The 26,759-nt window shown below is 65.1% G+C and carries 23 protein-coding genes; 17 read left to right on the top strand and 6 right to left on the bottom strand.

Annotation, left to right across the window (positions count from 1 at the left end; genetic code table 11):
• The first annotated feature begins 235 nt into the window (after nucleotides 1-235).
• The 15 genes from HG262_RS13630 to HG262_RS13560 all read left to right on the top strand — a co-directional run bounded on the left by HG262_RS13630 (nucleotide 236) and on the right by HG262_RS13560 (nucleotide 17,531).
• Nucleotides 236-1,786, top strand: a complete 1,551-nt coding sequence (locus HG262_RS13630) for a DUF1254 domain-containing protein (protein ID WP_169271527.1) — start codon at nucleotides 236-238, stop codon at nucleotides 1,784-1,786.
• Between the two features lie 548 nt (nucleotides 1,787-2,334).
• On the top strand, nucleotides 2,335-2,748 hold the full coding sequence (locus tag HG262_RS13625; RefSeq protein WP_169271547.1) for an ATP synthase subunit I: 414 nt from the start codon (nucleotides 2,335-2,337) through the stop codon (nucleotides 2,746-2,748).
• Between the two features lie 87 nt (nucleotides 2,749-2,835).
• Nucleotides 2,836-3,717 (top strand): F0F1 ATP synthase subunit A, encoded by an 882-nt coding sequence (gene atpB, locus HG262_RS13620; protein ID WP_006227276.1) that lies wholly within the window; start codon nucleotides 2,836-2,838, stop codon nucleotides 3,715-3,717.
• Nucleotides 3,718-3,835: 118 nt separating this feature from the next.
• Nucleotides 3,836-4,078, top strand: coding sequence for a F0F1 ATP synthase subunit C (gene atpE, locus HG262_RS13615; protein ID WP_003815363.1), 243 nt, complete (start codon nucleotides 3,836-3,838; stop codon nucleotides 4,076-4,078).
• 144 nt (nucleotides 4,079-4,222) lie between these two features.
• Entirely contained in the window at nucleotides 4,223-4,693 is a 471-nt protein-coding gene (locus tag HG262_RS13610; protein ID WP_006227275.1) for a F0F1 ATP synthase subunit B, read from the top strand.
• Nucleotides 4,694-4,705: 12 nt separating this feature from the next.
• Entirely contained in the window at nucleotides 4,706-5,245 is a 540-nt protein-coding gene (locus HG262_RS13605) for a F0F1 ATP synthase subunit delta (protein WP_006227274.1), read from the top strand.
• A gap of 28 nt (nucleotides 5,246-5,273) precedes the next feature.
• The gene (gene atpA, locus HG262_RS13600) at nucleotides 5,274-6,815 is read left to right on the top strand and encodes a F0F1 ATP synthase subunit alpha (RefSeq protein WP_006217061.1); all 1,542 of its coding nucleotides are present in this window, start codon (nucleotides 5,274-5,276) and stop codon (nucleotides 6,813-6,815) included.
• 99 nt (nucleotides 6,816-6,914) lie between these two features.
• The gene (gene atpG / locus HG262_RS13595; protein ID WP_169271526.1) at nucleotides 6,915-7,820 is read left to right on the top strand and encodes a F0F1 ATP synthase subunit gamma; all 906 of its coding nucleotides are present in this window, start codon (nucleotides 6,915-6,917) and stop codon (nucleotides 7,818-7,820) included.
• A 42-nt stretch (nucleotides 7,821-7,862) separates the two neighbouring features.
• Nucleotides 7,863-9,266: a F0F1 ATP synthase subunit beta gene (atpD, locus tag HG262_RS13590; protein ID WP_169271525.1), complete on the top strand. Its 1,404-nt coding sequence runs from the start codon at nucleotides 7,863-7,865 to the stop codon at nucleotides 9,264-9,266.
• A gap of 9 nt (nucleotides 9,267-9,275) precedes the next feature.
• A complete protein-coding gene (locus tag HG262_RS13585; protein WP_105559610.1) occupies nucleotides 9,276-9,701 on the top strand; it encodes a F0F1 ATP synthase subunit epsilon in 426 nt (141 codons plus the stop codon).
• 198 nt (nucleotides 9,702-9,899) lie between these two features.
• Complete coding sequence (locus HG262_RS13580; RefSeq protein ID WP_348984388.1) at nucleotides 9,900-10,799, top strand: helix-turn-helix domain-containing protein; 900 nt, start codon at nucleotides 9,900-9,902, stop codon at nucleotides 10,797-10,799.
• Between the two features lie 101 nt (nucleotides 10,800-10,900).
• The gene (gene hemE, locus HG262_RS13575) at nucleotides 10,901-11,974 is read left to right on the top strand and encodes a uroporphyrinogen decarboxylase (RefSeq protein WP_169271524.1); all 1,074 of its coding nucleotides are present in this window, start codon (nucleotides 10,901-10,903) and stop codon (nucleotides 11,972-11,974) included.
• Between the two features lie 351 nt (nucleotides 11,975-12,325).
• Entirely contained in the window at nucleotides 12,326-14,416 is a 2,091-nt protein-coding gene (locus HG262_RS13570; RefSeq protein WP_169271523.1) for a primosomal protein N', read from the top strand.
• Nucleotides 14,417-14,623: 207 nt separating this feature from the next.
• A complete protein-coding gene (locus tag HG262_RS13565) occupies nucleotides 14,624-16,687 on the top strand; it encodes a UvrD-helicase domain-containing protein (protein WP_169271545.1) in 2,064 nt (687 codons plus the stop codon).
• Nucleotides 16,688-16,703: 16 nt separating this feature from the next.
• Nucleotides 16,704-17,531, top strand: a complete 828-nt coding sequence (locus HG262_RS13560; protein WP_169271522.1) for an AraC family transcriptional regulator — start codon at nucleotides 16,704-16,706, stop codon at nucleotides 17,529-17,531.
• 28 nt (nucleotides 17,532-17,559) lie between these two features.
• Here the strand turns inward: HG262_RS13560 and HG262_RS13555 are convergent, their stop codons facing one another.
• Nucleotides 17,560-18,621, bottom strand: coding sequence for a low specificity L-threonine aldolase (locus HG262_RS13555; protein ID WP_169271521.1), 1,062 nt, complete (start codon nucleotides 18,619-18,621; stop codon nucleotides 17,560-17,562).
• Nucleotides 18,622-18,738: 117 nt separating this feature from the next.
• Here HG262_RS13555 and HG262_RS13550 point away from each other — a divergent pair, with 117 nt between their 5' ends.
• Complete coding sequence (locus HG262_RS13550; protein WP_169271520.1) at nucleotides 18,739-19,623, top strand: class II glutamine amidotransferase; 885 nt, start codon at nucleotides 18,739-18,741, stop codon at nucleotides 19,621-19,623.
• A 182-nt stretch (nucleotides 19,624-19,805) separates the two neighbouring features.
• Complete coding sequence (locus HG262_RS13545) at nucleotides 19,806-20,426, top strand: hypothetical protein (RefSeq protein ID WP_169271519.1); 621 nt, start codon at nucleotides 19,806-19,808, stop codon at nucleotides 20,424-20,426.
• Between the two features lie 115 nt (nucleotides 20,427-20,541).
• Here the strand turns inward: HG262_RS13545 and dapD are convergent, their stop codons facing one another.
• The 5 genes from dapD to HG262_RS13520 all read right to left on the bottom strand — a co-directional run bounded on the left by dapD (nucleotide 20,542) and on the right by HG262_RS13520 (nucleotide 26,644).
• The gene (dapD, locus tag HG262_RS13540; protein ID WP_169271518.1) at nucleotides 20,542-21,525 is read right to left on the bottom strand and encodes a 2,3,4,5-tetrahydropyridine-2,6-dicarboxylate N-succinyltransferase; all 984 of its coding nucleotides are present in this window, start codon (nucleotides 21,523-21,525) and stop codon (nucleotides 20,542-20,544) included.
• Nucleotides 21,526-22,577: 1,052 nt separating this feature from the next.
• Nucleotides 22,578-23,708, bottom strand: coding sequence for a M20 family metallopeptidase (locus tag HG262_RS13535; protein WP_169271517.1), 1,131 nt, complete (start codon nucleotides 23,706-23,708; stop codon nucleotides 22,578-22,580).
• Nucleotides 23,709-23,748: 40 nt separating this feature from the next.
• Nucleotides 23,749-24,654: an alpha/beta hydrolase gene (locus HG262_RS13530; protein ID WP_169271516.1), complete on the bottom strand. Its 906-nt coding sequence runs from the start codon at nucleotides 24,652-24,654 to the stop codon at nucleotides 23,749-23,751.
• Nucleotides 24,654-25,664, bottom strand: a complete 1,011-nt coding sequence (locus HG262_RS13525; RefSeq protein WP_169271515.1) for an oligopeptide/dipeptide ABC transporter ATP-binding protein — start codon at nucleotides 25,662-25,664, stop codon at nucleotides 24,654-24,656. The genes HG262_RS13530 and HG262_RS13525 overlap by 1 nt, the downstream gene beginning before the upstream one ends.
• Nucleotides 25,661-26,644, bottom strand: a complete 984-nt coding sequence (locus tag HG262_RS13520; RefSeq protein ID WP_169271514.1) for an ABC transporter ATP-binding protein — start codon at nucleotides 26,642-26,644, stop codon at nucleotides 25,661-25,663. Before HG262_RS13520 ends, HG262_RS13525 begins: the two co-directional genes overlap by 4 nt.
• Nucleotides 26,645-26,759 lie beyond the last annotated feature (115 nt).

Below are 26,759 nucleotides of genomic sequence, written 5' to 3'. Positions count from 1 at the left end.
AAGCGGCGTGTGCAAGTGCTGATCCACCCGACGCGCCCGGCAGGGCGCGTTTTTCATGGGCGCCGAATACGGGTTTTCCCGTTGCGCCTTGAAACGTCTGGGCAGCACCTTGTTGCAGACTTCTTCCCTATCCTGATTAGGCGTCATCAAGAGGTGCCGCGCCAGAGCGGCTTGCCCAACCTGGCAAGTCCCGCGCGGCGGCTCGCTTGCAAACAAAATCAAGAAGGAGCCTTGCATGCGTACTTTTATCGCCAATCGCCGGTGGTCCGCCGCGGTCCTTGCGGGAGCGCTGAGCGCCTGCTTCATGACCGCCACTCAGGCTCAATCGCCGCAGTCCACGCTGCGCCTGGTGTCCGAAACGCCTTATCCCGCCTCGACTGCCGCGCCGCAGATGAGCGAGCAGGAACTGCGCGACACGGCCATCGACGCCTATGTCTACGCCTATCCCATGGTGCTGATGGAACTGGCGCGCCGCAAGGCCACTGCCGTGCAAAGCCCGTTGGACGGCCGCGCCCCGGTGAACCAGTTCGGCCACAAGACGGCGTTCCCCGACCCGCGCGCCGCCGATACGCCGTGGCCCAGCGCCGACGCGCTGTACTCCAGCCTGTGGTTCGACGTGTCGCAGGCGCCGCTGATCGTGAACCTGCCCGACACGGGCGGACGCTATTCGGTGCTGTCTGCGCTGGATATGTGGAGCGATGTGTTCGCCTCGCGCGGCACCCGCACCAACGGCCCCGGCCCGCAATCCTTTGCCATCGTCGGCCCCAACTGGCAGGGCAGCGTGCCCGCCGGCATTGATGTGATCCGCAGCCCGACCTCGACCGGCTGGCTGATCGGCTGGACGCAGACCGGCGGTCCGCAGGACTACGCCGCGGTGAACCAGCTCCAGGCCGGCATGACCGCTGCGCCGCTGGTCGCGCAGACGGCCTCCACGCCGGTGCGCGGCGGTCGCTACAGCGGCAACGCGTATCCGCAGACCGGATCGGGCGTGGGCTCCGCCCCGATCGGCAGCGGCCTGCCGTTGCCGATGCCGGTGAACCTGCCCGACGGCACGCCGGCCGAGCAGGCGGCCAGCATGGACGCGGCCTCGTTCTTTACGCTGTTCTTCGACGTGTTGCGCAACAATCCGCCGCATGCCAACGATTCGCCGATCCTGGACCGCATGCGTCGCATCGGCCTGGATGGCCGCCAGCCGTTCTCCTATGGCCGCTTGAGCCCGGCCGTGCAGCAGGCCTTGGCCGACGCCCAGCCGCTGGCGGGCCGCCGCATCGCCGATGGCGTATCGCGCCTGGGCACGCCGATCAACAACTGGAACACGGTCCTGTCGGGCATCGGCACATACGGCACGGACTACGCGCGCCGCGCGGCCATTGCCTACGCGGGCCTGGGCGCACCGACGCCGGAAGACGTGCTGTACCCGGTGACCGTGGCCGATTCGAAGGGCCGCCCGCTGGATTCCAACGAAGACTATGTGCTGCACTTCGACAAGGGCCAGCTGCCGCCGGTCAACGCGTTCTGGTCGCTGCATGTCTATAACGACAAGCACGGCTTTGCCGACAACCCCGCCAACCGCTACGCGCTGCGCAGCACCGACGCGCTGAAGTACAACGCGGACGGATCGCTGGACATCTATATCCAGCGCCGCGACCCGGGCGAGAAGAAGCGTTCGAACTGGGTCAGCACGCCGGCCGCCGATGGCCCGTTCCTGCTGAGCCTGCGCCTGTACTGGCCGCAAGACACGGCGCTGGACGGTTTGTGGGCGCCGCCGCCGGTCAAGGAAGACTAAGCCAACGCAAGCGGTTGAAACCGCCTGCCGGAACAAAGCAGCCCCGATGTCGGGGCTGTTTTATTTGGTTGGGGGCGGCCCGTTGCGCAAGGCTTGCGCAGCCGGCCTCCGCAGCGCGTTCGCGTCCCTATTTTTGGTGCGTGCCTAGTACGCTCAGGCCGTTGTTTGCACCTTACAAACCGCCGAAAGTTCATTTGCTTGGGCAAAAAGAATCACGCTATACTCTGCGGGTTTGACGCTTGCGGGATAAGAACACGTGGCGGCTGGTAAGCAGTGGATGGACGCGGAATGCACGGTAGAGGGCGCTAGATAAGCGCATGCTGAAAAAGCAAAAGCTGGAAAGCGAATGCTGAAAAGCGAACCCGGGCAGGCTGAATCCAGGCACTAGCGCGTACTGAAAGCGGTGCCTTTGACCTATGTAGGGCCAAAGGATCAGGTTTCAAGTGCGGGCACGCCGGTTCTGATAGGGGCAAGAAGTACAGCGGGGAAGTTTGATGCAGCAGAACTCGATGCAACATGTGCAACAGGGTTTGTTGGACCAGGACGAGATGGATAGAGTTCTGGTTCTTAGCGACGCGGATCGCGCGGCGCTGAATGCTCAAGCTAGCCGCGGGCTCCTGTTGGCATTGGCGGCGCAAGGCGCCATGGGGCTCGCAGCGGCAGTAATTGCGGGGGTTGTCGGAGGGGCGGCGGCTGGTTGGTCGGCGCTGGCGGGGGCGGGAGCGTATTTCATACCCAATGCGTTGTTCGCATTGCGCCTGGTTGTCAGCGTTCGGGCCGGTAAAGCCAGTCCCTTTACCTTTCTCTCTGGTGAGTTGATCAAGTTGTTCGCAACGGCATTGCTGTTGTGGGGGCTTTCGCGTGTGGCGCAGGACACCCTGGTGTGGCCTGCCGCATTGCTCGGTCTGATACTCACATTGAAGGGCTACCTCCTGCTCTTGATGTTCCGCAAGTTGTCTTAGCGCCGAGTAGTAAGTAGCGGCAAACGTGATCGTGGAATCGTCCGGCTCGCAAGGGTTCGGGCATACAGCAAATAGGGTAGGATTCAAATGGCTGCTGCCAGCGACGTGTCGCCTCAGTCCGCGTATATTCAGCATCACTTGGTGCACCTGAACAATACCGGTGAGAAACAGAGCGCAATTGCTCAGTTCGACATCATCAATTACGACTCGTTGTTCTGGTCCGGCCTGATGGGTCTGATCGTGATTTTCTTCCTGTGGCGCGCTGCTCGCCGCGCCACCAGTGGCGTGCCGACCCGCTTCCAGGCTTTTGTGGAAATGATCGTCGACATGGTCGACGACCAGGCCAAGGGCATCGTCCACAACGCCAAGAGCCGTCTTTTCATCGCCCCGCTGGCGCTCACCGTGTTCCTCTGGATCATCCTGATGAACGCGCTGGACTTGCTGCCGGTTGACCTGCTGCCCTCCATCTGGCGCCTGACCGGCCTGGGTGCGGAACACGGCGATCCCCTCTATTACCACCGCATTCTGCCGACCGCCGACCTGAACGTGCCGATGGGCATGTCGCTGGGCGTGCTGCTGCTGATGTTCTACTACGGCATCAAGATCAAGCACCCGGGCGGCTTCGTCAAAGAACTGTTCACCGCGCCGTTCCATGCGCATGGCCTGGGCGCCGTCGTGCTGGCTCCGTTCAACCTGCTGCTGAACCTGATCGAATACGCCGCCAAGTCCGTGTCGCTGGGCATGCGGTTGTTCGGCAACATGTTCGCCGGCGAACTGATTTTCATGCTGATCGCCCTCCTGGGCGGCGCCTGGACCGGCTTCAACGGCGCCAGCATCGGCTTGGGAATCGGCCACATCCTGGCCGGCTCCATCTGGGCGATCTTCCACATCCTGATCGTTCTGCTGCAGGCCTTCATCTTCATGATGCTGACGCTGGTGTATCTCGGCCAGGCACACGAAGGCCACTGATCCCCCGAATTTCTTGCGCTGGCCTCCCGGCCAGCGTGGGATAGCAAGATTATCTTGCATTGAGCTGTACCCCTTATTTTTCAATTTTTGACTTCAGATTTCTAACCAAGGAGTTGTCATGACCAACGTCGCTTTCGTTGCCCTCGCTTGCGGTCTCATCATCGGTTTGGGTGCTATCGGCGCTTGCATCGGCATCGCACTGATGGGCGGCAAGTATCTGGAAGCTTCGGCTCGTCAGCCTGAGCTGATGAACGCTCTGCAAACGAAGATGTTCCTGCTGGCTGGCCTGATCGACGCGGCATTCCTGATCGGCGTGGGTATTGCCATGCTGTTCGCCTTCGCCAACCCGTTCGTCGGCTAAGGCAGCGCCCGCCGGCGAATAGGCGGGTCATGACGCTGGCGGCGATGTGGGTGCAAGCCCCGTCGCCGGTCAGCAAAGTATCGAGTGCTCCGTGACGCCCCTTTCCGGGTGCGGTCGGAGCCGCAAGGTGTTAAAGGAACGACCGTGAATCTGAACGCGACGATCATTTTCCAGATGCTCGTGTTCTTCGTTCTGGGCTGGTTCACGATGAAATTCGTGTGGCCTCCTCTGACGAAGGCGATGGACGAGCGCCGCCAAAAAATCGCCGACGGCCTTGCCGCCGCCGAGAAGGGCAAAGCCGACTTGGCTCAAGCCCAGGCGCGTGTCAGTCTTATCGAGGCTTCTGCCAAGTCCGAAAACCACGCCCGCATCATCGAGGCCGAAAAGCAAGCCGCCTCCCTGATCGAGCAAGCCCGCCGTGAAGCGGAAGCTGAACGCGCCCGTATCGTGGCTCAGGCAGCGCAAGATGCCGCGCAGGAAGTCCAGCGCGCTCGTGACTCGCTGCGCGACGACGTTGCCGCGCTGGCTGTCAAGGGTGCTGAACAGATCCTCAAGCGCGAGGTTGACGCCCGCGCCCACGCCGAGCTGCTGAACCAGCTTCGCGCGCAGCTTTAATCCGGGACCGTCATGGCTGAACTTTCCACTGTTGCCCGTCCCTACGCTGAAGCGCTCTTCAGCGCAGCGCGCGACGACAAGGCCGGCTTGCCGGCTTGGGCCGACCTGGTCAGCGAAATGTCGCAGGTCGCCTCCAACCCCGACGTGCGCGAGGCCATGGCCGATCCGCGTCTGGGCGACAAGCAGCGCGTTGAGCTGTTTTCCGGCCTGATCAAGGCCGAACTGCCGCAGGCCGCCCGTAATTTCATCGAGCTGCTGGTTGAAAACGACCGACTGCTGCTGCTGCCCGACATCGCCACGCAATTCGTGGTGCTGCGGAATCGTCACGAGGGCACGGCGCAGGCGGAAATCACCAGCGCGTTCGAACTGAGCGACGACCAGGTCAAAGAACTGGTTGCCGCGCTCGAACAAAAATTCGGCCTCAAGCTCAAGCCCAACGTCACCGTCGACAAGTCGTTGATCGGCGGCGTGCGCGTGGCTGTCGGCGACCAGGTGCTCGATACTTCCGTACAAGCCCAATTGGTCCGCATGCGCGATCAGCTCGCCGCTTAAGGCAACTAACAGGATTCCAGGAGTCAATATGCAACTCAATCCCTCCGAGATCAGCGAACTGCTCAAGAGCCGCATCGAGGGCCTGGGCGCTTCGGCTGATGTCCGTACTCAGGGCACCGTCGTGTCCGTGACCGACGGTATTACCCGCATCCACGGCTTGTCCGACGTGATGCAGGGCGAAATGCTCGAATTTCCCAACAACGTTTTCGGTCTGGCGCTCAACCTTGAGCGCGATTCCGTCGGCGCCGTTATCCTCGGCGACTACACCGGCATCTCCGAAGGCGACCAGGTCAAGACGACCGGCCGCATTCTGGAAGTCCCGGTCGGTCCGGAACTGAAAGGCCGCGTGGTCAACACGCTGGGCGAGCCGATCGACGGCAAGGGCCCGGTCAACGCCAAGGAAACCGACATCATCGAAAAAGTGGCGCCTGGCGTTATCGCCCGCCGCTCGGTGTCGCAACCGCTGCAAACCGGCGTCAAGGCTATCGACTCGATGGTGCCGATCGGCCGCGGCCAGCGCGAACTGATCATTGGCGACCGCCAGACCGGCAAGACCGCGGTCGCTGTCGACACGATCATCAGCCAGAAGGGCAAGGGCGTCACCTGCGTGTACGTCGCCATCGGCCAGAAGGCTTCCACGATCAACAACGTGGTCCGCAAGCTGGAAGAGCACGGCGCGATGGAATACACCATCGTCGTGGCCGCTTCGGCCTCCGACTCCGCCGCCATGCAATACCTGGCCGCCTACGCCGGTTGCACGATGGGCGAATACTTCCGCGATCGCGGCGAAGACGCCCTGATCGTTTATGACGATCTGACCAAGCAAGCCTGGGCCTATCGCCAAGTGTCGCTGCTGCTGCGCCGTCCGCCGGGCCGCGAAGCCTACCCGGGCGACGTGTTCTACCTGCACTCGCGCCTGCTGGAACGCGCTGCCCGCGTGAACGAAGACTACGTCGAAAAGTTCACCAACGGCGCCGTCAAGGGCAAGACCGGTTCGCTGACCGCGCTGCCGATCATCGAAACGCAAGCCGGTGACGTGTCCGCTTTCGTTCCGACCAACGTGATCTCGATCACCGACGGCCAGATCTTCCTGGAAACCGACCTGTTCAACGCCGGTGTCCGCCCCGCAATCAACGCCGGTATCTCGGTGTCGCGTGTGGGTGGCGCTGCGCAGACCAAGGTCGTGAAGAAGCTGTCCGGCGGTATCCGTACCGACTTGGCGCAGTACCGTGAACTGGCCGCCTTCGCGCAGTTTGCTTCCGACCTGGACGACGCGACCCGTCGCCAGCTGGAACGCGGCAAGCGCGTGGTGGAACTGCTCAAGCAGCCGCAATACCAGCCGCTGCAAGTGTGGGAACTGGCCGTCACGCTGTACACGGTCAACAACGGCTACCTGGATGACGTGGACGTGGCCCAAGTGCTGTCGTTCGAGAAGTCGCTCAAGGATCAACTGAAGGCCAAGCATGCGGCCATGATCCAGCGCATCGAAGACACCAAGGAACTGTCCAAGGACGACGAGGCCGAATTGGCCACCGCCGTTCAGGAATTCAAGAAGCACGGTGCTTTTTAAGAAAGTGATGGGTTAGGCGTCTGCGACGCCTCACCCATCCTTACCGGATGGTTGAGGCGTCTAGCGGAACCCATCGGCCAGTCTTCACAGGAAAGCGCAATGCCCGGAATTAAGGAAATCCGAACCAAGATCAAGAGCGTGCAAAACACGCGCAAGATCACCAAGGCGATGGAAATGGTCGCCGCATCCAAAATGCGCAAGGCGCAGGAACGGATGCGTGCTGGTCGTCCGTACGCCACCAAGGTGCGCGAGATTGCTGCGCACCTGATGCAGGCCAACCCCGAGTACAGCCACCCGTACCTGGTCGAACGCGAAATCAAAGCGGTCGGCGTGGTCATGGTGACGACTGACAAGGGTTTGTGCGGCGGCTTGAACACCAACATCACTCGCGTGACGTTGGGCAAGCTGAAAGAGTTCGAGAAAAACGGCATCGCCGTGCAAGCGACCGCTTTCGGCAATAAGGGCGTGGGTGTGCTGACCCGTATCGGCGCCAAACTGGTTTCCCAGGAAGTGCAACTGGGCGACAAGCCGCAACTGGACCGCCTGCTGGGCGCGATCAAGGTGCAGCTGGACGCCTACCTGGAGGGCCGCATCGACGCGCTGTACGTGGCATCGACCCGCTTCGTCAATACGATGAAGCAGGAGCCGCTGTTCTTGCGTCTGCTGCCGTTGGCCAGTGGTTTGGAAGATCCGTACCAGACGGGTGCTGATAGCCTGGCCAAGACGTCGGAAGTGAAGTCGGACTACAGCTGGGATTACATCTACGAACCCGACGCCCGTAGCGTGATCGACGACCTGCTGCAGCGTTACGTTGAAGGCCTGCTGTATCAAGCCGTGGCCGAGAACATGGCTTCGGAGCAGTCGGCCCGGATGGTCGCCATGAAGGCGGCGTCGGACAACGCCAAGAAGGTCATCGGAGAGCTGCAACTGGTCTACAACAAGACCCGTCAGGCCGCGATCACCAAAGAAATTTCGGAAATCGTAGGGGGCGCTGCCGCCGTTTAAGGCAGGCAGCTCCCATCTAAAGCTATCAAGCAAGGAATCGACATGAGCAACGGAACCATCGTTCAGTGCATCGGCGCCGTGGTGGATATTCAGTTCCCCCGCGATCACATGCCCAAGATCTATGAAGCGCTTACCCTGGCCGACGACGAGACCTCCTCGTTTGCCGAAAAGGGCCTGACGCTGGAAGTGCAGCAACAGCTGGGCGACGGCGTGGTGCGTACCATTGCGCTGGGCTCCAGCGACGGCCTGCGCCGCGGCATGAAGGTCACCGGCACGGGCGCCCCGATCTCGGTGCCGGTCGGCACCGGCACGCTGGGCCGCATCATGGACGTGCTGGGTCGTCCTATCGACGAAGCCGGCCCGATCCAACACGAAGAAAAGCGTGGCATCCACCAGAACGCCCCCCGCTTCGACGAACTGTCGCCGTCGGTGGAACTGCTGGAAACCGGCATCAAGGTTATTGACTTGGTGTGCCCGTTCGCAAAGGGCGGCAAGGTCGGCCTGTTCGGCGGCGCCGGCGTGGGCAAGACCGTGAACATGATGGAACTCATCAACAACATCGCCAAGCAGCACAGCGGTTTGTCGGTGTTTGCCGGTGTGGGTGAGCGTACCCGCGAAGGCAACGACTTCTACCACGAAATGGAAGAGTCGAACGTTCTGGACAAGGTCGCGATGGTGTTCGGTCAGATGAACGAACCCCCGGGCAACCGTCTGCGCGTGGCGCTGACCGGCCTGACGATGGCCGAGAAGTTCCGTGACGAAGGCCGTGACATCCTGTTCTTCGTGGACAACATCTACCGCTACACGTTGGCCGGTACGGAAGTGTCCGCACTGCTGGGCCGTATGCCGTCGGCCGTGGGCTACCAGCCCACGCTGGCTGAAGAAATGGGCAAGCTGCAAGAGCGCATCACCTCGACCAAGACGGGCTCGATCACCTCGATCCAAGCCGTGTACGTCCCTGCGGATGACTTGACCGACCCGTCGCCTGCCACGACCTTCCAGCATTTGGACTCGACCGTCGTGCTGTCGCGTGACATCGCTTCGCTGGGGATCTACCCGGCCGTGGACCCGCTGGATTCGTCCAGCCGTCAGCTGGACCCGCAAGTCGTGGGCGAAGAGCACTACGCGGTTGCCCGCGGCGTGCAGCAAACGCTGCAGCGCTACAAGGAACTGCGCGACATTATCGCGATTCTGGGTATGGACGAACTGTCGCCCGACGACAAGCAGGCCGTGGCCCGCGCTCGCAAGATCCAGCGTTTCCTGTCGCAGCCGTTCCACGTCGCTGAAGTGTTCACGGGCTCGCCCGGCAAGTACGTTCCGCTGGCTGAAACCATCCGTGGTTTCAAGATGATCGTGAACGGCGAGTGCGATGCCCTGCCGGAACAGGCCTTCTACATGGTCGGTTCGATCGACGAGGCCTTCGAGAAGGCCAAGAAACTGCAATAAGGAACCGATATGGCTACCCTGCATGTGGATGTCGTCAGCGCAGAGGAAGCGATCTTCTCCGGTGAGGCGAAGTTCGTGGTGCTGCCTGGCGAAGCGGGTGAACTGGGCATTCTGCCTGGCCACACCCCGCTGATTTCGCGCATACGCCCCGGGACGGTCAAGATCGTTCGTGCCGACCAAGGCGAGGAAAACATCTTCGTCGCCGGGGGCATTCTGGAAGTGCAGCCGGGCAGCGTGACGGTTCTGGCCGACACGGCTATCCGTGCCTCCGACCTGGACGAAGCCCGTGCCCTGGAAGCGCGCAAGAAGGCCGAAGAGGCCCTTGCGAACGCCAAGGACAAGGCTGACATCGCTGTTGTCGAAGCGGAACTCGCCATGCTGGCTGCGCAGGCCATCGCGGCGCGCAAGCTGCGCCAAGGCGGTCGTTCGCACTAAGCGGCAACGCAGTGCCCCGGGGCTTGCCCCGGACTGAAAAAAGCGGCCAATGGCCGCTTTTTTCATGCCCGCGCGCTTTGCGCCGGCAGGCAAGTGCCCCGTGCCTGGCGGGCCGCCGCAATGCGTTCTATACGAATGGCGATGCAGACGCCACGGCAGTAGCCTTCAACTTTGCCTATACAGCCAAAGGGGGGAAGCGTGCGAGAAGTCCTGGATTGCGGGGTTCTGCTGGCGCCCGGCCACGAAGGCGCCATGCGGGATTGGGTAGCCCGGCATCAAGCCCGGATGGCACGGGTCCGGTTGCACCTGGTGCCGCTTGAGGGGGCCGGCCCGTTCTCCGGTCCGGATCCGCTGCCATCGCCGCGCCAGGACGTCCTGGCGCTGGCGCGTATGGCGGTGTCGCTCCGGCGGTATGACGGTTGCATCCTGCCTGTCACGCCCTCCACGGTCGCCTGGGCGCGCATGGCCCTGGCCCAGGCAGGCCCCGCGCTGACAACCCCGGTGCTGCTGCTGATGGACGACATGAAGGCCCCCGCCATCGAAGACCTGCTGGGATTGGGCGTGGCGGACTTCATCGCGCAACCCGCCTGCCTGGAAAGCGTCAGGGTCCGCTTGGGCCGGATGGCGCGGCGGGTGGCATGGCGCCACCCCGCGCACGCGGGCGTGCAGGAGACCGCGGCCCGCTATCCGGAAGCCGACGGGCGGGCGGCACACGCGCCGACGCGGCCGCGCGTGCCGGCGGAATTCGTCGACCAGGCGCTGGCGTGCATGCGGGACCACCGGGATTCCAGGGACAGGTGGGACGCCCGGGAAACCCGGGATCCGCAGAATACGAAGACGCCCTGGGCGACACGGGGTGCCCGGGATATGCGACGCCTGCCGGCGCAGGAGTCCTTCCGCGTGGCGAAATCGCTGGTCGTGGACGGCTTCGAGCGGGACTACATCCGCCACGCGTTGTCTCGCCATGGCGGCAATGTGGCTCAGGCCGCGCGGGCGTGCGCCAAGCACCGGCGTGCGTTCTGGGCGCTGATGCGCAAGCACGGTATCGAGGCTGCGCCCTACCGCCAGGCAGCGCTGGCGCGCAGGATGGAGGATTGAACTGCCGCTGACTTGCGCCCAGACAAGCCCGGCTTGCCCGCCGCGCGCGCCTTGTCAGCTTGGGGAAGTAAAATCACGGCTTCCGATCATCGAGGATAGTCGTGTCTGCTTCCAGTTTGAAGAACGATGTGTTCTTGCGCTCGCTCCTGCGCGAGCCCGTGCCCTACACCCCGATCTGGCTGATGCGCCAGGCGGGTCGCTACCTGCCCGAGTACCGCGCCACGCGCGCCCGGGCGGGCTCTTTCATGGGCCTGGCTCAGAATCCGGACTATGCGATGGAAGTCACGTTGCAGCCGCTCGAGCGTTTCGACCTGGACGCAGCCATCCTGTTTTCGGACATTCTGACGGTGCCGCACGCAATGGGCCTGGGCCTGGACTTCGCCGAAGGCGAAGGCCCGCGCTTCGCCCGTCCGGTGCGGACCGAGGAAGACGTGGCGCGCCTGGCCGTGCCCGACATGGACAAGCTGCGCTACGTGTTTGACGCAGTCAGCGTGATCCGCCGCGAACTGGACGGCAAGGTGCCGCTGATCGGCTTTGCCGGCAGCCCGTTCACCATTGCCTGCTACATGGTCGAAGGGCAGGGCAGCGACGACTACCGGCTGATCAAGACGATGCTGTATTCGCGTCCGGACCTGCTGCATCGCATCCTGGAAATCAACGCCGAAGCCACGCTGCAATACCTGAACGCGCAGATCGCCGCCGGCGCGCAAGCCGTCATGCTGTTCGACAGTTGGGGCGGCGTGCTGGCTGACGGCCTGTTCCAGCAGTTCTCGCTGGCGTACACGAAGAAAGTCGTGGCCGGCCTGACTCGCGAGCACGAAGGCCGGCGCGTGCCGGTCATCGTCTTTACCAAGGGCGGCGGCCAGTGGCTGGAGCAAATCGCGGCTTGCGGCTGCGACGCGGTAGGCCTGGACTGGACGGTGGACCTGGCCGCGGCCCGCCGCCGCACGGGCGATTCCGTGGCCTTCCAGGGCAACCTGGACCCGATGGCGCTGTTTGGCGGCGCGTCCGCCATCCGGACGGAAGCCCGCCGCGTGCTGGACGCCTTCGGCCCGGTCGGCAAGGGTGGCCACGTGTTCAACCTGGGCCATGGCATTTCGCGTTTCACGCCGCCGGAAGCGGTAGCGGAATTGGTCGACGAAGTCCACCAACATAGCCGCTTGCTGCGGGGGTAAGTGAGTGGACGCTTCGGTCCGAAGGGCCGAAGTTTGAGGGCCCCGGCAAGCACTTGTGCACAGCAAGATTTTGCTCGGGGAAAACCCTTTATAAGCTAGTTTACAATCTTGGAAGCTTGCATAAGTATTTGTTTTTAAAAACAAAAATCGAGTTTTCCACCGGATTGCAACAGCGTGCGCAATCCAGGCTTATTCCAAATCTTGACATTGCTCCAGCCTTTTCCCCAAAGTTATCCACAGGCGCGGCTGGAGCAAGCCAGCCCATCGGGGCGACAATTGCCCCGCAGCGCGCGCCCCTAGCACTCTCCCGCCATCCAGGTCTTATCCGCCCCATGCTCCGTCCAAGTCCCCATGTCTGAAGTGCCGCCGATTACGACTCCCGCTGCGGTTTGCTGGGTGCGCGTGGCGCTGGATGTGCCCTTGCCCGGCCCCTTCGATTACCGCAGCGACGCGCCCGTGCCGGTCGGGTTGCGGGTGATCGTGCCGTTCGGGCGGCGCAAGATGATCGGGGTCGTGGTGGAGAACCCGGCCGAGCCGTCTTTCGACCCCAAGAAGATCTTGCCTATCGAACAGGTCCTGGACGACTTGCCGCCGTTTGACGAGGACTGGCTGCGCCTGGCCCGGTTTGCCGCCGACTATTACCAGCGGCCGTTGGGCGAGGTGATGCTGCCGACGTTGCCACCGCCCTTGCGCAAACCCACCGCGTACCAGGGCAAACGGTCGGCGGGCGGACCGGTGGCGCGGTTGGACAACCGCAAGCGCAAGGCGGCGCGTGCGCCGGTCAAGGCCGACCAGCCGCCCGAACTGAACGAGGCCCAGGCCGCCGCCGTGGACGCCATCGGCGCGTTGGCCGGGTTCAAGCCCGTGTTGCTGCACGGCGTGACGGGCAGCGGCAAGACCGAGGTGTATCTGCGGGCCGCGGAGCGCGTGCTGGCCAAGGGGCGCCAGGTGCTGCTGATGGTGCCCGAAATCAACCTGACGCCACAGTTGGAAGGCGCGCTGCGCGCGCGGCTTGAGGCCCTGGTGGGCCCGGACGGGCTGGCGGTCATGCACAGCGGCTTATCCGACGGCGAACGCCTGCAGGCGTGGGCCCGCGCCCAGCGCGGCGATGCGCGCATGCTGCTGGGTACGCGTATGTCGATCTTCGCGCCCTTGAGCAAGCTGGGCCTGATCGTCGTGGACGAAGAACACGACGCGTCCTACAAGCAGCAGGACGGCCTGCGCTATTCGGCGCGCGACCTGGCCGTGTGGCGCGCCCACGACCTGGATATCCCCGTGGTGCTGGGGTCGGCCACGCCGTCGCTGGAAACCTGGCAGCACGCCGAGCGCGGCCGCTATCTGCGCCTGACGCTGCCCGGGCGGGCGCGGTCCAGCAGCCTGCCGTCCATGCGGCTGGTGGACACGCGCCGCCTGCAGATGAAGCACGGCATGTCGCCGCACCTGTTGGAGGCCATCGGGCAGCGGCTGGAACGCAAAGAGCAGTCGCTGATCTTCCTGAACCGGCGCGGCTACTCGCCGGTGCTGCACTGCCAGTCGTGCGCCTGGGTCAGCAATTGTCCGCGCTGCACGGCCTTTACCGTGCTGCACCGCACCGAGGGCCGGGGCCATCGCCTGCAATGCCACCATTGCGGCTATCAGGCGCCGGTGCCGCACGCGTGCCCGGAATGCGGCGACCAGGACCTGGCGCCGATGGGCCGCGGTACGCAGCGCATCGAAGAGCACCTTGCCGAGCTGTTTCCCGGCGCGCGCATCTTGCGCATCGATGCCGACAGCACGCGCAAGAAAGGCAGTGCCGAGGCGCTGTTCGCTTCGGTGCATGCGGGCGAGGTGGACATCCTGGTCGGCACGCAGATGGTGGCCAAGGGCCATGATTTCGCGCGGCTGGGGCTGGTGGGCGTGTTGAATTCCGATTCGATGCTCTTCGCGCACGACTTCCGCGCGCCCGAGCGCCTGTTCGCTCAGTTGATGCAGGTGGCGGGCCGCGCTGGGCGTCACCAGGGCAACGGCGAGGTGCTGATCCAGACGGGCTACCCCGAGCAACCCGTGTATCAGGCGCTGCTGCGCCACGACTACGCGGGCTTTGCGCGGCACGCGCTGCACGAACGCGAAAGCACCGGCTTGCCGCCCTTTGTCTACCAGGCGCTGCTGACGGCCGAGGCGCGTGAGCTGAAGGTGGCGCAAGCCTTCCTGGAACGCGCGCGGGTGCTGCCGGAAGGCGAATGGGCGGCGGACTTCCCGGGCCTGGACGCGATCATGCTGTACGACCCGGTGCCGTTGCGCGTGGTACGGGTGGCCAATATCGAACGCGCGCAGTTGCTGGTGGAAAGCAGCAGCCGGCCGGCCTTGCAGGCGTTCCTGGCGTCGTGGTCGCATCACCTTCCCTACATCGCCAACGAGGCGCGCGTGCGCTGGCAACTGGAAGTCGATCCGCTGGAGATCTGACCCCTCGGCATCCGCCGATGCGTCATCCATCCGATTGTTCTATGATCGTCTTCCTCTATCGCGCTGGCGCGGCAGGCCCGCATCGGCGGCTGCGCCCGTCCCCATTTTCTCGCGTAGTACCGGCCCGCTGACGGGCGGCCGCAGGCCCTGTGCCTGGCGGCCGCATCCGCATTGCGGCGAGCGCGATGCATGACGATCCAACTCAAAATGTCCGCAAGCGAATCTATTGGTCAAGGCATGAATCCCGCCCAGAAAGAGGCGGTGCTTTACCTGGACGGCCCGTGCCTGGTGCTGGCCGGCGCCGGTAGCGGCAAGACGCGCGTGATTACGCAGAAGATCGCGTATCTGCTGCGTGAATGCGGCTACATGGGCCGCAACGTGGTGGCGCTGACCTTCACCAACAAGGCCGCGCGCGAGATGGACGAGCGCGTGAAGACGCTGGTGGACCGCAAGCTGTCCAAGGGACTGATCATCAGCACCTTCCACTCGCTGGGCGTGAAGATGCTGCGCGAAGAGGCGCGCAACGCGGGCCTGAAGCCCACGTTTTCGATCCTGGACGCCGACGACGCCATGTCCATCATCCAGGAACTGCTGGCCACCACCGACAAGGCCCGCCTGCGCCACGTGCAGGGCATCATCTCGCTGTGGAAGAACGCGCTGCTGGAGCCGGACGACGCCGCGCGCGAAGCCGTCACGCCGGGCGACGTGGAAGCGGCCAACATCTACCGCAGCTACGCCGCCACGCTGGCCGCCTATCAGGCGGTGGATTTCGACGACCTGATTCGCATCCCCGCCTTGCTGCTGGCCAGCAACGAAGAAGTGCGCACGCGCTGGCAGAACCGCGTGCGCTACCTGCTGGTGGACGAATACCAGGACACCAACGTGTGCCAGTACCGGCTGGTGCAGCTGCTGACCGGGTCGCGCGCCATGTTCACGGCGGTCGGCGACGACGACCAGGCGATCTACGCCTGGCGCGGCGCCACGATCGAGAACCTGGCCAAGCTGACGACCGACTACCCCAACATCAAGCTCATCAAGCTGGAGCAGAACTACCGCTCGGTGCAGCGCATTTTGGCGGCCGCCAACCAGGTCATCGAGAAGAATCCCAAGCTGTTCGAGAAGAAGTTGTGGTCGGACCTGGGCGTGGGCGAACCGATCCTGGTGTCGGCGATGGACGGCGAAGAGCAGGAAGCGGAATCCATCGCGATGAAGGTGTCGGCCTCGCGCTTCGAGCGTCAGGCGCAGTGGAAGGATTTCGCCATCCTGTACCGCAGCAACCATCAGTCGCGCATCCTGGAGCAGGCGCTGCGCAACCTGAAGATCCCGTACACGATATCGGGCGGGCAGAGCTTTTTCGACAAGACCGAAGTGCGCGACGTGCTGTCGTATCTGCGCCTCCTGGCCAATGACGACGACGACCCCGCGTTCATCCGCGCGGCCACCACGCCCAAGCGCGGCATCGGCCAGGCGACCTTGCAGGTGCTGGGACAGTACGCCGCCTCGCGCGAGATCTCGCTGCTGGCGGCGGTGGCCGAGACGGGGCTGGAAAGCCAGTTGGCGCCGCGCCAGCTGGACCCGCTGCGCACCTTCGCCGAGTTCATCCGCCGCATGCAGTGGCGCGCCGGGCGCGGCGCGGCCTCGGGCAAGGACGCGGCGCCCGCCGAACCCGCGGGCGTCATCCTGGACGACCTGGTGGAAGCCATCCAGTACGAACGCCACCTGTTCGAGCTGTTCGAGGAACGCCCGGCGCAGACGCGCTGGCAGAACGTGCTGGAACTGACGGGCTGGCTCAAGCGCAAGGCCGAAGAAGACAACATGACGCTCTTTGACCTGGTGCAGCACGTGGCGCTGGTCACCATGCTTGAGCGCGGCGAAGAAGACGAGCCCGATGCCGTCAAGATGTCGACGCTGCACGCGTCCAAGGGGCTGGAGTATCCGCACGTGTACCTGGCCGGCGTGGAAGAAGGGCTGCTGCCCCACCTGGGCAAGGACGACGAAGTCGGCGACCCCGCACGCGCGGCCGAAAACTTGGCGACGCGCATCCAGGAAGAACGCCGCTTGATGTACGTGGGCATCACGCGCGCGCAGCGCAGCCTGAACCTGAGCTGGTGCAAGCGCCGCCGCCGCGCCCGCGAAGACCTGGTGCGCGAACCGTCGCGCTTCATCGAAGAGATGGGGCTGGGCGACGTGCGGGTGCAGGAAGACGAAGCCACGGCCGCCATGAATCCCAAGGAGCGCATGGCGATGCTGAAGGCGCTGCTGAAGAAGTAGCGCCGGAGCCGATGCCATGAAAGACGACGTCCGATATCACCCGGTGCCGGGCACGCCGGGGCTGGTACTGGGCCAGGCGCGGTTCAGCGAGTTCCAGTTCGACCGCCACTACCATGTCGACTATCACATCGGCCTGGTCACGCAGGGGGTGCAGCGCCAGTGCTTCCGTGGAAAAAGCATCTTGCTGGGCCCCGGGGGCGTCGCCCTGATGCCACCCGGCGAGATCCACGACGGCGCGGGCGTCGGCGATTACGGCGCGTCTTATACGTTGAAGACATTTCGCCTGTCGGCCGAACTGATGCGCGGCTTCATCGAAGAGGTGTCGGGCGCGGCGGCCGATGAGCGCTTCTTCGGCACGCTGGTGGAGGACGCCGCGCTGGCCGCCCGTTTCATGGCGCTGCACAGCGCGTGGATGAGCGGCGCGCCTGCGGAACCGCTGGCGCAGGAATCGCAATCGTTGGCGCTGATGGGCACCTTGTTCGCGCGAACGGGCGCCGTGCGACCCGAAGCCGTCAAAGGCGGCTTGTCGGCCGTGCATCTGCGCGCGGTGCGCGACTATTGCCAGGCGCACCTGTGCGAGAAGATCGCGCTGGACGATCTGGCCCGGTTGTGCGGGCTGAGCCGCTTTCAGTTCCTGCGGCGCTTCACGCATTCCGCGGGCCTGACGCCGCACGCGTGGCTGGTGCGGTTGCGGCTGGAGCGCGCCTGCGCGGCGCTGGCCACCGCGCAAGGGTCGGTGGCCCAGGTGGCGGCGGATGTGGGCTTCTACGATCAGAGCCACTTCAACCGCGCGTTCCGCACGGCTTACGGCGCGCCGCCTTCGGCCTACTTGCCCGCGGCGTAAATCGTCGGCGGGCGCTTCGGCAAAGGCTTCAGGACACCCGTGCGCGCAGCGCGGACAGGAAGTGGTCCACGTCCTGCGCCTGCGTGGCGAACGAGGTCACCAGGCGCACGACGCCGGGGCCCCAGCGGTCGTGATAGAAGCGGAAGCCATCTGCCAGCAGGCCCTCGATGGCGTGGGCCGGCAATTGGCAGAACAGGATGTTGGCATCGGCCGTGCCCTGCAATGCCACGCCGGGCAGCCCTTGCATGCCGGCCGCCAGGCGCGCGGCCATGGCGTTGGCCTGGCGCGCATTGCGCAGCCACAGGTCGTTGTCCAGATACGCTTCCAATTGCGCCGACAGCAACCGCATTTTCGAGAACAGATGGCCGCCGCGCTTGCGCCGGAATTCCAGTTCCCGGGCGCGATCCGGGTTGAACAGCACGATGGCCTCGGCGCCCAGCACGCCGTTCTTGGTGGCGCCGAACGACAGGATTTCGACGCCCGCCTTCCATGTTATTTCCGCCGGGGTGCAATCCAGGCTGACCAGCGCATTCGCAAACCGCGCGCCGTCCATGTGCAGGGGCAGGCCGGCATCGCGACAGACGCCGCCGATGGCGGCGATCTCGTCTTGCGTGTAGACAGCGCCGGTCTCGGTGGCCTGGGTGATGCTGACGCACGATGGCTGGACGGAGTGCACGTCGCCCACTTTGCGGCGGGCTTCGACGGCCAGTTCCGCGGGATCGATCTTGGCGGCTTCGCCGCCCAGCAGCTTGAGCCGCGCGCCGTGGGTGTAGAACTCGGGCGCGCCGCATTCGTCATTGGCGATATGGGCCTGCGCGTGGCACAGCACCGCGCCCCAGGGCGGGGTCAACGCGGACAGGCTGATCGAATTGGCGGCGGTGCCGGTGGGCACCAGCAGCACGTCCACGTCGCGTTCGAAGATGTCGGCCAGCTTGCGCTGCACGCGCAAGCTGCTGTCGTCCGCGCCATAAGCCGGCGCCTGGCCCGCGCCGGCGCGCATCAGGGCTTCAAAGACTTCCGGGCTGGCGCCCGCGATGTTGTCGCTGGAAAAACCCTGTTGCAGGGCGGGGACGGATGAGGGCGTAGTCACGGGCAGGTTCCGGCTGATACTGGGAAAAGACCACTATGCCCCGGCCCGGGCGTGCAAGCTTGTAGAAAATTGCGGGTCGCTCCTACACTGGGCAAGACTGTCTTGAAGGAGCGCATCATGTGTCGTTGGCTGGCTTATACCGGTAAACCCCTCCAGATGGAGAGTGTGCTGTTCAAGGCGAAGCACTCCCTGATCGACCAGAGCCTGCATGCGCGCCTGGGCGCCACCACGACGAACGGAGACGGTTTCGGGCTGGGCTGGTACGGACGCGCCCCGGATGGCCGGCCTGCGGATGGCCGGCCCCCGGATGGCCGGCCCCCAGAGCCGCCGTTCCGCTACCGCAGCGTGCATCCGGCCTGGAACGACCGCAATCTGCGCGAAGCGGCGCGCGCAATCCATGCGCCCTTGTTCGTGGCGCATATCCGCGCGGCCACCGATACGCCCGCGCAGGAAACCAATTGCCATCCGTTCCGGCACGGGCAGTGGCTGTTCGTGCACAACGGCGTGATCCGCGACTATCCGCTCTTGCGCCGCGATCTCATGCTGATGATCGCGCCCGCGTATTTCGGATCGCTGGAAGGGTCCACCGATTCCGAGGTGATGTTCCTGCTGGCGCTGACGTTCGGCCTGGAGGACGACCCGATCCCGGCGCTGGCACGCATGGTGGGCGCGGTGGAAGAGACCGGACGGCGCCATGGTGTGGCGCATCCCATCAATATGACCGTTTGCGCGCTGGACGGCGAACGCCTGATTGCGGTGCGCTATTCCAGCGAAGCCGATTCGCGCACGTTGTTTCACAATACCTGCGTGCGGCATCTGCGCGAGCTCTATCCCGACGATCCGCAGATCGCCGCGCTGGACGAAGACGCCTTCCTGCTGCTGTCCGAGCCGCTGTCCGAGATGCCGGGCGCCTGGGAAGAGGTGCCTGAGGCCACGGCGATCATCGCCGGGCGCGGCGACGTGGCGCACTATCCGTTCGAGCCGATTCCGCCGGGCGCGTGACCACCAGGTGAACAGGCCGTGAAAACGCCGAAAAGCGCGATAAGCAGGCCCCACGCCGCGCAAGCGGCCCGGCGATAAAAAGGGTCATCAAGCACGTATTCCTCATATGGGGGAGAATGCGTGTCGCATGACTTTGCGACGTCCTGGGCCGCGAAAGCACCCTAACTGAATAAGGAAGTTGCATGACTAATAGCAAAACCCCGCAGGCCTCTGACGCATTGGCGGTGTTTACGCACACGGGGAGCGCCCCGGTTCGCTTTGAATTGCATGACAAGGGCGTGGTCAGCCAGCAGGGCGACACGCGCCAATACGCCGCTTTCGCGGATATCCAGGATCTCTGCCTGTTCGCCTCCGGGCCGGACGCCGCAGCGGGCCCGGTCAACAGCCTGGCCTACCGCACGGACACGGCAGAAGACTGGACCGTGGTGCCCAGCGGCACCAGCGAATTTCCCGTGTTTATGGACGGATTCCGTTCGCGCTACGTCGAGCAGCGCCTGCCGGTGCTGGAAGCGATGATCGCCAATGGCACGCGGGTTCCGTTCCGCTATGTGAAGGCCGGCGAATTCCCCGGCCTGCAAACGCAAGAACTGGCCCTGTCGGCGGAAGGCCTGCACGTCGGCGGCGCCACCTGGCCTTACGAGTCGCTCAAGCGCATCGACCTGAATGACTGGACCGAGACGGTCACCCTGCAAGACGAAAGCGGCAAGACGGTGTTCTCGTGCCTGGCCACGCGCATCCTGAGTTCGGACCTGTTGGTCAACCTGGTGTACGACCAGTTGGGGCAGACGGCGGAATACGCCTGAGCGGGGCGCCGTCCCAGGCGGCCTGTCACGGCCCCTGACGGCTCTGCGGCGGCGCCGGGCGCGCCGGCTGTTCCCGGATGAAGAAAGGGCCGCTCACACAGCGGCCCTTTTCCATTCAATGCCCCGCGTGCAGCGCGGGGTTCAAGGCGCCCCAGGCGGCGGTGCGCACCAGGCATTCGACCACGCCGGTCTGCGAGTTGCGGCGGAACAGCAGGCCATGCTGGCCCGCCAGCGACACGGCTTTCACCACGGCGCCTTCCGGCGTCAGCACGCGCGTGCCGGCGGTGACGTAGCAGCCGGCCTCGACCACGCAATCATCGCCCAGCGAGATGCCCAGGCCGGAGTTCGCGCCCAGCAGGCAGCGCTTGCCGATGGACACCACCTGTTTGCCGCCGCCGGACATGGTGCCCATGATGGAGGCGCCGCCGCCGATGTCGCTGCCGTCGTCGACGATGACGCCCGCGCTGATGCGGCCTTCGACCATGGACGCGCCGAGCGTGCCGGCGTTGAAATTGCAGAAGCCTTCATGCAGCACGGTGGTGCCAGGCGACAGGTGCGCGCCGAGGCGCACGCGCGCGGTGTCGGCGATGCGCACGCCGCCGGGTACGACGTAGTCGGTCATGCGGGGAATCTTGTCGATGCCGCGGATCTCCAGGGTCTGGCCGATGGCGCGCAACTGCCAGCGCAAGGCGTCGACCTGGTCGATGGCGCAGGGCCCGACGGACGTCCACGCGACGTTGGCGAGCACGGCAAACAAGCCGTCGAGGTTGGCGTCGTGGGGGCGGATCAGCCGATGGCTGAGCAGATGCAGCCGCAGATAGGCGTCATGCGCGTCGGCAGGCGGTTCGGCAAGCGAGGGGATCGCGGTACGGACGGCGACGATGTCAACCTTGCGGCGAGTGTCCCGGATGAGGGCCGTGGGAACGTGCTCACCCAGCGCGGCGCGCGCTTCTTCAGGCGTCAGATGCCGGGTGCCGCCGGCAGGGGTGTGATCGGCCAGCGACGGACGTGGATACCAGGTATCAAGAATGGTGCCGTCGGCGGCAAGAGTGGCAAGGCCATAGGCGATGGCGCTTTGAGGTGCGGGGGCGGCGGACATGGCGGGGAGTTCTGGACTGGAATTGGGAGGATTCTAGGCGATTGAGGGTTTTGGCGGTGTTTGATGGCCGTTCGTAGGCATCGGCGGAGCTTCGTCGGTTACGTCTCGGGTCTTCGTAGGTCACCCATCGGCGCTGTCGGCGTGCCGGCGCGCGCCCACGATTGCGGTCCGGAGCCTTCGCTCCGGACTGCCCCGTCCTCATCCTCGTCCGCCTTCGGCTCCCTTCGGATTCCCTCGGGCGCATCAAGGTTGCGCGCCATCACGCCGACAGCGCCGACGGGCTACGGAAGTCTTGGATCGCGGCGCTGTTAGGTATCTGTTTACTAACGAGTGCTGCGTGGCCCGCCTCAAGCGACCGCGCAGGCGGTCGCATTCGGCATACGCATTGTCGAGGCGTCGGGGCGGTGATCGCTTACGCGCCGGTGGTGAGCAGTTTGCTAATGATCCCCGCAGTCACGGGGTAGGGCGGAGTGACGGGTGGCGCGCGGCAGATGGCGGTTTGCGTCGCCAGACCTGCGCGCGCGCCACCCGTCTAATAGGGAGACTGTCGATGCGCTTCGGCGCGGTCGTTCTTCTTGCTAGCTGATCGTGAGTCGTAGATCAACGACATTAGGACGTCCATTCCCTCAGGCCGCTCGCGCGAGATTCTTCGAACTGGAACCAACCTCGAAAAGAAACCGCACAACGCACCCACACGCGAAGCCAACGCCATGACGACGCAAGACGATGCGTAAGCTCCCCGAGGCCGCCCGCGCGGCCGGCCGGGAGCGGGCCCCGCAAGATCCTCCACCACTCAAAATTGTTGGCGAGAACGCAAGCACACGGTTCTCCCCAGCGACGGTGAGATTGCCGCCGCCAGAGCCCGTCGCGGCGGTCCCGCGGGGCGTGCGGGGAGTCGATAAGCCCGAGGGAATCTGAAGGCCGCCGCCGCAGGCGGCAACGAAGATGACGACGGGAACGTCCGGAGCGAAGGCTCCGGACCGCAATCGTTGACCCGCACGCCCCGCGGGACCGCCGTGACGGGCGTCTAAAGAACTATCAACGCAAAAAAACTACGCCAATTCCCGAAGCAACAATTCCCAAAACTTCAACCGCTGTTCCAACGTCGACACCAGGATGTATTCATTCAACGTATGCGCTCCGTCGCCGTCGGCGCCCAGACCGTCCAACGTCGGAATCCCCATCGCCGACGTGAAGTTCGCGTCGCTGCCGCCGCCGGTCATCGGGGCGTCTTCCAGCAGGAAGCCTGCCCGGTCCGCGTAGCCTTGCACCAGTGCCAGCAGGTCTGCCGCGGCTTCTGTCTTCACCATCGGCGGACGGTTCAGTTCCACGTTGATGTCCAGTTCCACATCGGGACCCACCGCGCACAGCTCGCGCATGCGGCGCAGCACGTCTTCCGCGGCCCCCATGTCCGGCACGCGGAAATCCACCACGCAACGGCACAGGGCCGGCACCGTGTTGGTGACGGTGCCGCCGGCGATCGTGCCGACGCTGACCGTGATGCCGCGGTCGTAGTCGGTCATCGCTTCCAGCGCCAGCACCTGGTGCGCCATTTCGCGGATCGCGCTGCGGCCCTTTTCGTGCTGCATGCCGGCGTGGGCCGGACGGCCCTTGACGTTCAGGTTCAGCATGCCCGTGCCTTTGCGCGCGGTCACGCACTTGCCGCCGTTGGGACGGGCAGGTTCGCAGACCAGCGCGTACTTGGCGTTGGCGGCGAAGCGTTCGATGTGCACGCGGGAGGCGTGGCTGCCGGTTTCTTCGTCGGGCACCACCAGGAAGTCCACGGGCAGCTGCGTCGCGCCCGGGCGCGCCACGCCGGCCAATGCCGTCAGCGCCAGGTAGATGCCGGCCTTCATGTCATAGCTGCCGGGGCCGTAGAGGCGGTCGCCGTCGATGCGCACCGGGTTCTCCAGCAGCGTGCCGACCGGATGCACCGTGTCCATGTGCGCCAGGATCAGGATGCCGGGGCGGGTGTCGCCGGGGGCGCGGTTGGTGGCGTACAGCAGCGGGCCCGTGGTGGGGCCCAGCGACGACAGTTCCACCGTCAGGCCGGCGGCGGCCGCGTAGTCGGCGATGATGCGCGCCATCGCGGCGATGCCTTCCGGAAAGTTCGACGGCGATTCGCATTGCAGCCAGCTTTGGATGCCGGCGACGATCTGTTCAGTGCTCTGAGTGTTGGACATGGCGGTATCGGTAATCAGCAACGGGAATGGGGGAAAGCGGTCAGGCGACCTGCTGGCCAGCCAGGCGGGCCAGTTCGGCGGCATCCGGCATCTTGCCGTCGAACCACAGGCTGGCGCACACGGCCGACATGGCACGGCCGTCGTGGCCGATGCCGGGCACCACTTGCAGGGTCCAGCCGAACGGCACGCCGCGGCGTTCCGCTTCTTTCTTGCCGAACTCGTAGTAGTTCTGCGCACGCGCAAAGCGGTGCGGGCCCTGGCGCATGGCGGCCGGCTCGGACGGCAGGTTGGGGTCGTCGGTCGCGATGTCCTGGTCGCCCGCCAGGATGGTCATCGGGTAGGCCAGCAGCTTGACCAGATGTTCTTCGGTCAGGCCGACGCCGTCCATGCCTTCCGGGAACGGGAGGTCGAAGGTGGGCAGCGTGTACCAGCCCGGATTGCCGGCCGCGACGGCTTTGAACGGCGCATGCGACTGGCTGCTCATCAGGCGGTGCACGAACTGGCCGCCGGCCGAATGGCCGAACAGGTAGATGTTCTGGCCGTCGGTGATTTCGCCGTCGATCATGTCGCGGATTACATTGCCGACCAGCGCGTAGGTCCAGCCGTCGATGTGGCGCGGATTGCCGCCGGCCGAGAACACGCGACCGTTGTTGTAGCTTTCGACGCCGGGCCAGATCTCGTTGGAGAACGTCAGCGCCACGATCAGCAGCTTGTGCTTGTCGGCGGCCTCGACCCAGAAGTCGCGGTATTCGTCGCCGTTGCGCAGCACGCCGTGCTGCACGATGACGACCGGGCGGTCGGGCGTGTAGCCGTACGGGCGGTACGTCTGCAGCTTGAAGGGGCGATCGGAATTGCGGTCTTCATCCACGTACAGGATGGCGTTGCGGCCCGCATGGCCCATTTCGATGGCGATGCGGTCCACGTTGGACATGTCGGAGGGTTTCATCAGGCGCTCGCTTCATTCAGGTGACAGGCCGACCAATGGCCCGCCGAGATTTCTTTCAGGACCGGCGCCTGCTCGCGGCAACGCGGCATGGCGTGGGGGCAACGGGGGTTGAACGTGCAGCCCGGCGGGGGATTCAGCGGCGACGGGATCTCACCCTTGATCGGCGTGAACTTGCGGCCGCGGCGGGCCACGTCCGGCACTTCGGCCATCAGGGCCTGGGTGTAGGGGTGGTTGGCGCGCGCGAAGATCTCGGCCGACGTGGAGATCTCCACGATCTTGCCCAGGTACATGATCGCGACGCGGTCCGAGATGTGCTTGACCACGCCCAGGTCGTGGCTGATGAACAGGTAGGTGAAGCCGTGCTGCTCACGCAGATCCATGAACAGGTTGATCACCTGCGCCTGGATCGACACGTCCAGCGCGGCGACCGGTTCGTCGCAGACCAGGAACTTGGGCGCCACCATCAGCGCGCGGGCGATGCCGATGCGCTGGCGCTGGCCGCCCGAGATCTGGTGCGGGAAACGGTCGCGGTATTCGGCGTCCAGGCCCACTTCCTTCAGGGCCTGGTCGATGCGGCCGGGAATCTCGGCCGGCGGGGCCAGCTTGTGGACCTTGAGCGATTCGCCCAGGATCTGGCGCAGGCGCTGACGCGGGTTCAAGGACGCCTGCGGGTCCTGGAAGATCATCTGCACGCCCAGCGTGTAGGCCAATTTTTCAGCGCCGCGCAGGCGCACGGCGTCCTGGCCCTGGTACAGCAGCTCGCCTTCGCTCTGGCGGTGCAGGCCGGCCACGACGCGGCCCAGCGTGGACTTGCCGCAGCCGGACTCGCCCACCAGCCCGACGACTTCGCCGCGCTTGATGGACAGGTCCACGCCGTTGACGGCATACACGGTGCGGCGGTCGATGGGACGGCCGGTCAGGGCCAGGATGCGTTGGGCCAGGTCGGGACGTTGCTCGAAGCGCTTGTGGACGTTCTTGAGCTCGATGACGGGGGTATCGGCTTGGCTCATGCTTCTTGTGCCTCGCGGGCTATCGGCACGTAACAGCGGTAGCTGCGCGGACCTTCGGTGGTAACGGTGGGGGCTTGTTCGGTGCACCGCGGGATCACCCGGGTGCAGCGTGGGCGGAACGCACAGCCCGACGGGCGGCCGGCCAGGCTGGGCGCCATGCCGTTGATCTGGTGCAGGCGCGCGCCGGGCTGGGTGGCGCCGGGCATCGAATCCAGCAGGCCCTTGGTGTAGGGGTGGCGCGGCGATTCCAGCACTTGCTCGACCGGGCCGCTTTCAACGATACGGCCGGCATACATCACCGCCACGCGGTCGGCCAGTTCGGCCACCACGCCCAGGTCATGGGTGATCCAGATCAGTGCGGTGTTGTGCTCGCGGCAGATCTCCTGCATGCGGTAGAGGATCTGGCCCTGGATGGTGACGTCCAGCGCGGTGGTGGGCTCGTCGCAGATGATCAGGTCGGGCTTGTTCAGCATCGCGATCGCGATCGCCACGCGCTGGCGCATGCCGCCCGAGAACTCGTGCGGGTAGCTCTTCAGGCGCTTTTCCGGCGACGGGATGCCGACCATGGCCAGCGCCTCGCGGCAGCGTTCTTCCGCTTGCGCGCGCGACACGTTCTCGTGCGTCAGGATGGCTTCCATCATCTGCTCGCCGATGCGCAGCACCGGGTTCAGCGTCATCAGCGGGTCCTGGAAGATCATGGCGATGCGGTTGCCGCGCAACTGGCGCATCTGCTCTTCCGTGAGCTTGCGCAGGTCGGTGCCCTTGAACTTCACTTCGCCGTCCACGACTTCCCCGGGCGGGTCGATCAGGCCCAGCAGCGAGAAGCCCGTGACGGATTTGCCGGAACCCGATTCGCCGACCAGGCCGACGATCTCGCCGCGGCGCACCGTCAGGTCGACGCCGTCGACCGCCAGATACGCGCCGGCCTCGGTATGGAATGCGGTGCGCAGTCCGCGCACATCAAGAAGGATTTCGCTCATTTCAGTTGTCCATTGCGCCACTGGCAGCGCGTGCAACGGGCGCCGCCCGATCGGGATGCCGCGGAGCCGGCTTTGCCGGTCCGCAGGCATGCCCCCTTGAGGGGGAAGCGCGTAG

The organism is Achromobacter sp. Bel (assembly GCF_012928505.1).
GTDB lineage: Bacteria > Pseudomonadota > Gammaproteobacteria > Burkholderiales > Burkholderiaceae_B > Achromobacter.
The sequence above is the reverse complement of the archived record's forward strand: the minus strand, read 5'-3'. Positions and strand labels throughout refer to the sequence as shown.

What these genes read in the sequence shown, in the direction of transcription:
- HG262_RS13630 (WP_169271527.1), top strand. Translation starts at nt 236, where the DNA reads ATGCGTACTTTTATCGCCAATCGCCGGTGGTCCGCCGCGGTCCTTGCG.
- HG262_RS13565 (WP_169271545.1), top strand. Translation starts at nt 14,624, where the DNA reads ATGTCCGCAAGCGAATCTATTGGTCAAGGCATGAATCCCGCCCAGAAA.
- HG262_RS13605 (WP_006227274.1), top strand. Translation starts at nt 4,706, where the DNA reads ATGGCTGAACTTTCCACTGTTGCCCGTCCCTACGCTGAAGCGCTCTTC.
- HG262_RS13525 (WP_169271515.1), bottom strand. Translation starts at nt 25,664, where the DNA reads ATGAGCCAAGCCGATACCCCCGTCATCGAGCTCAAGAACGTCCACAAG.
- HG262_RS13625 (WP_169271547.1), top strand. Translation starts at nt 2,335, where the DNA reads ATGGATAGAGTTCTGGTTCTTAGCGACGCGGATCGCGCGGCGCTGAAT.
- HG262_RS13585 (WP_105559610.1), top strand. Translation starts at nt 9,276, where the DNA reads ATGGCTACCCTGCATGTGGATGTCGTCAGCGCAGAGGAAGCGATCTTC.
- atpA (WP_006217061.1), top strand. Translation starts at nt 5,274, where the DNA reads ATGCAACTCAATCCCTCCGAGATCAGCGAACTGCTCAAGAGCCGCATC.
- atpE (WP_003815363.1), top strand. Translation starts at nt 3,836, where the DNA reads ATGACCAACGTCGCTTTCGTTGCCCTCGCTTGCGGTCTCATCATCGGT.
- atpD (WP_169271525.1), top strand. Translation starts at nt 7,863, where the DNA reads ATGAGCAACGGAACCATCGTTCAGTGCATCGGCGCCGTGGTGGATATT.
- HG262_RS13570 (WP_169271523.1), top strand. Translation starts at nt 12,326, where the DNA reads ATGTCTGAAGTGCCGCCGATTACGACTCCCGCTGCGGTTTGCTGGGTG.
- HG262_RS13560 (WP_169271522.1), top strand. Translation starts at nt 16,704, where the DNA reads ATGAAAGACGACGTCCGATATCACCCGGTGCCGGGCACGCCGGGGCTG.
- dapD (WP_169271518.1), bottom strand. Translation starts at nt 21,525, where the DNA reads ATGTCCGCCGCCCCCGCACCTCAAAGCGCCATCGCCTATGGCCTTGCC.
- HG262_RS13550 (WP_169271520.1), top strand. Translation starts at nt 18,739, where the DNA reads ATGTGTCGTTGGCTGGCTTATACCGGTAAACCCCTCCAGATGGAGAGT.
- HG262_RS13520 (WP_169271514.1), bottom strand. Translation starts at nt 26,644, where the DNA reads ATGAGCGAAATCCTTCTTGATGTGCGCGGACTGCGCACCGCATTCCAT.
- HG262_RS13530 (WP_169271516.1), bottom strand. Translation starts at nt 24,654, where the DNA reads ATGAAACCCTCCGACATGTCCAACGTGGACCGCATCGCCATCGAAATG.
- HG262_RS13545 (WP_169271519.1), top strand. Translation starts at nt 19,806, where the DNA reads ATGACTAATAGCAAAACCCCGCAGGCCTCTGACGCATTGGCGGTGTTT.
- HG262_RS13535 (WP_169271517.1), bottom strand. Translation starts at nt 23,708, where the DNA reads ATGTCCAACACTCAGAGCACTGAACAGATCGTCGCCGGCATCCAAAGC.
- atpG (WP_169271526.1), top strand. Translation starts at nt 6,915, where the DNA reads ATGCCCGGAATTAAGGAAATCCGAACCAAGATCAAGAGCGTGCAAAAC.
- atpB (WP_006227276.1), top strand. Translation starts at nt 2,836, where the DNA reads ATGGCTGCTGCCAGCGACGTGTCGCCTCAGTCCGCGTATATTCAGCAT.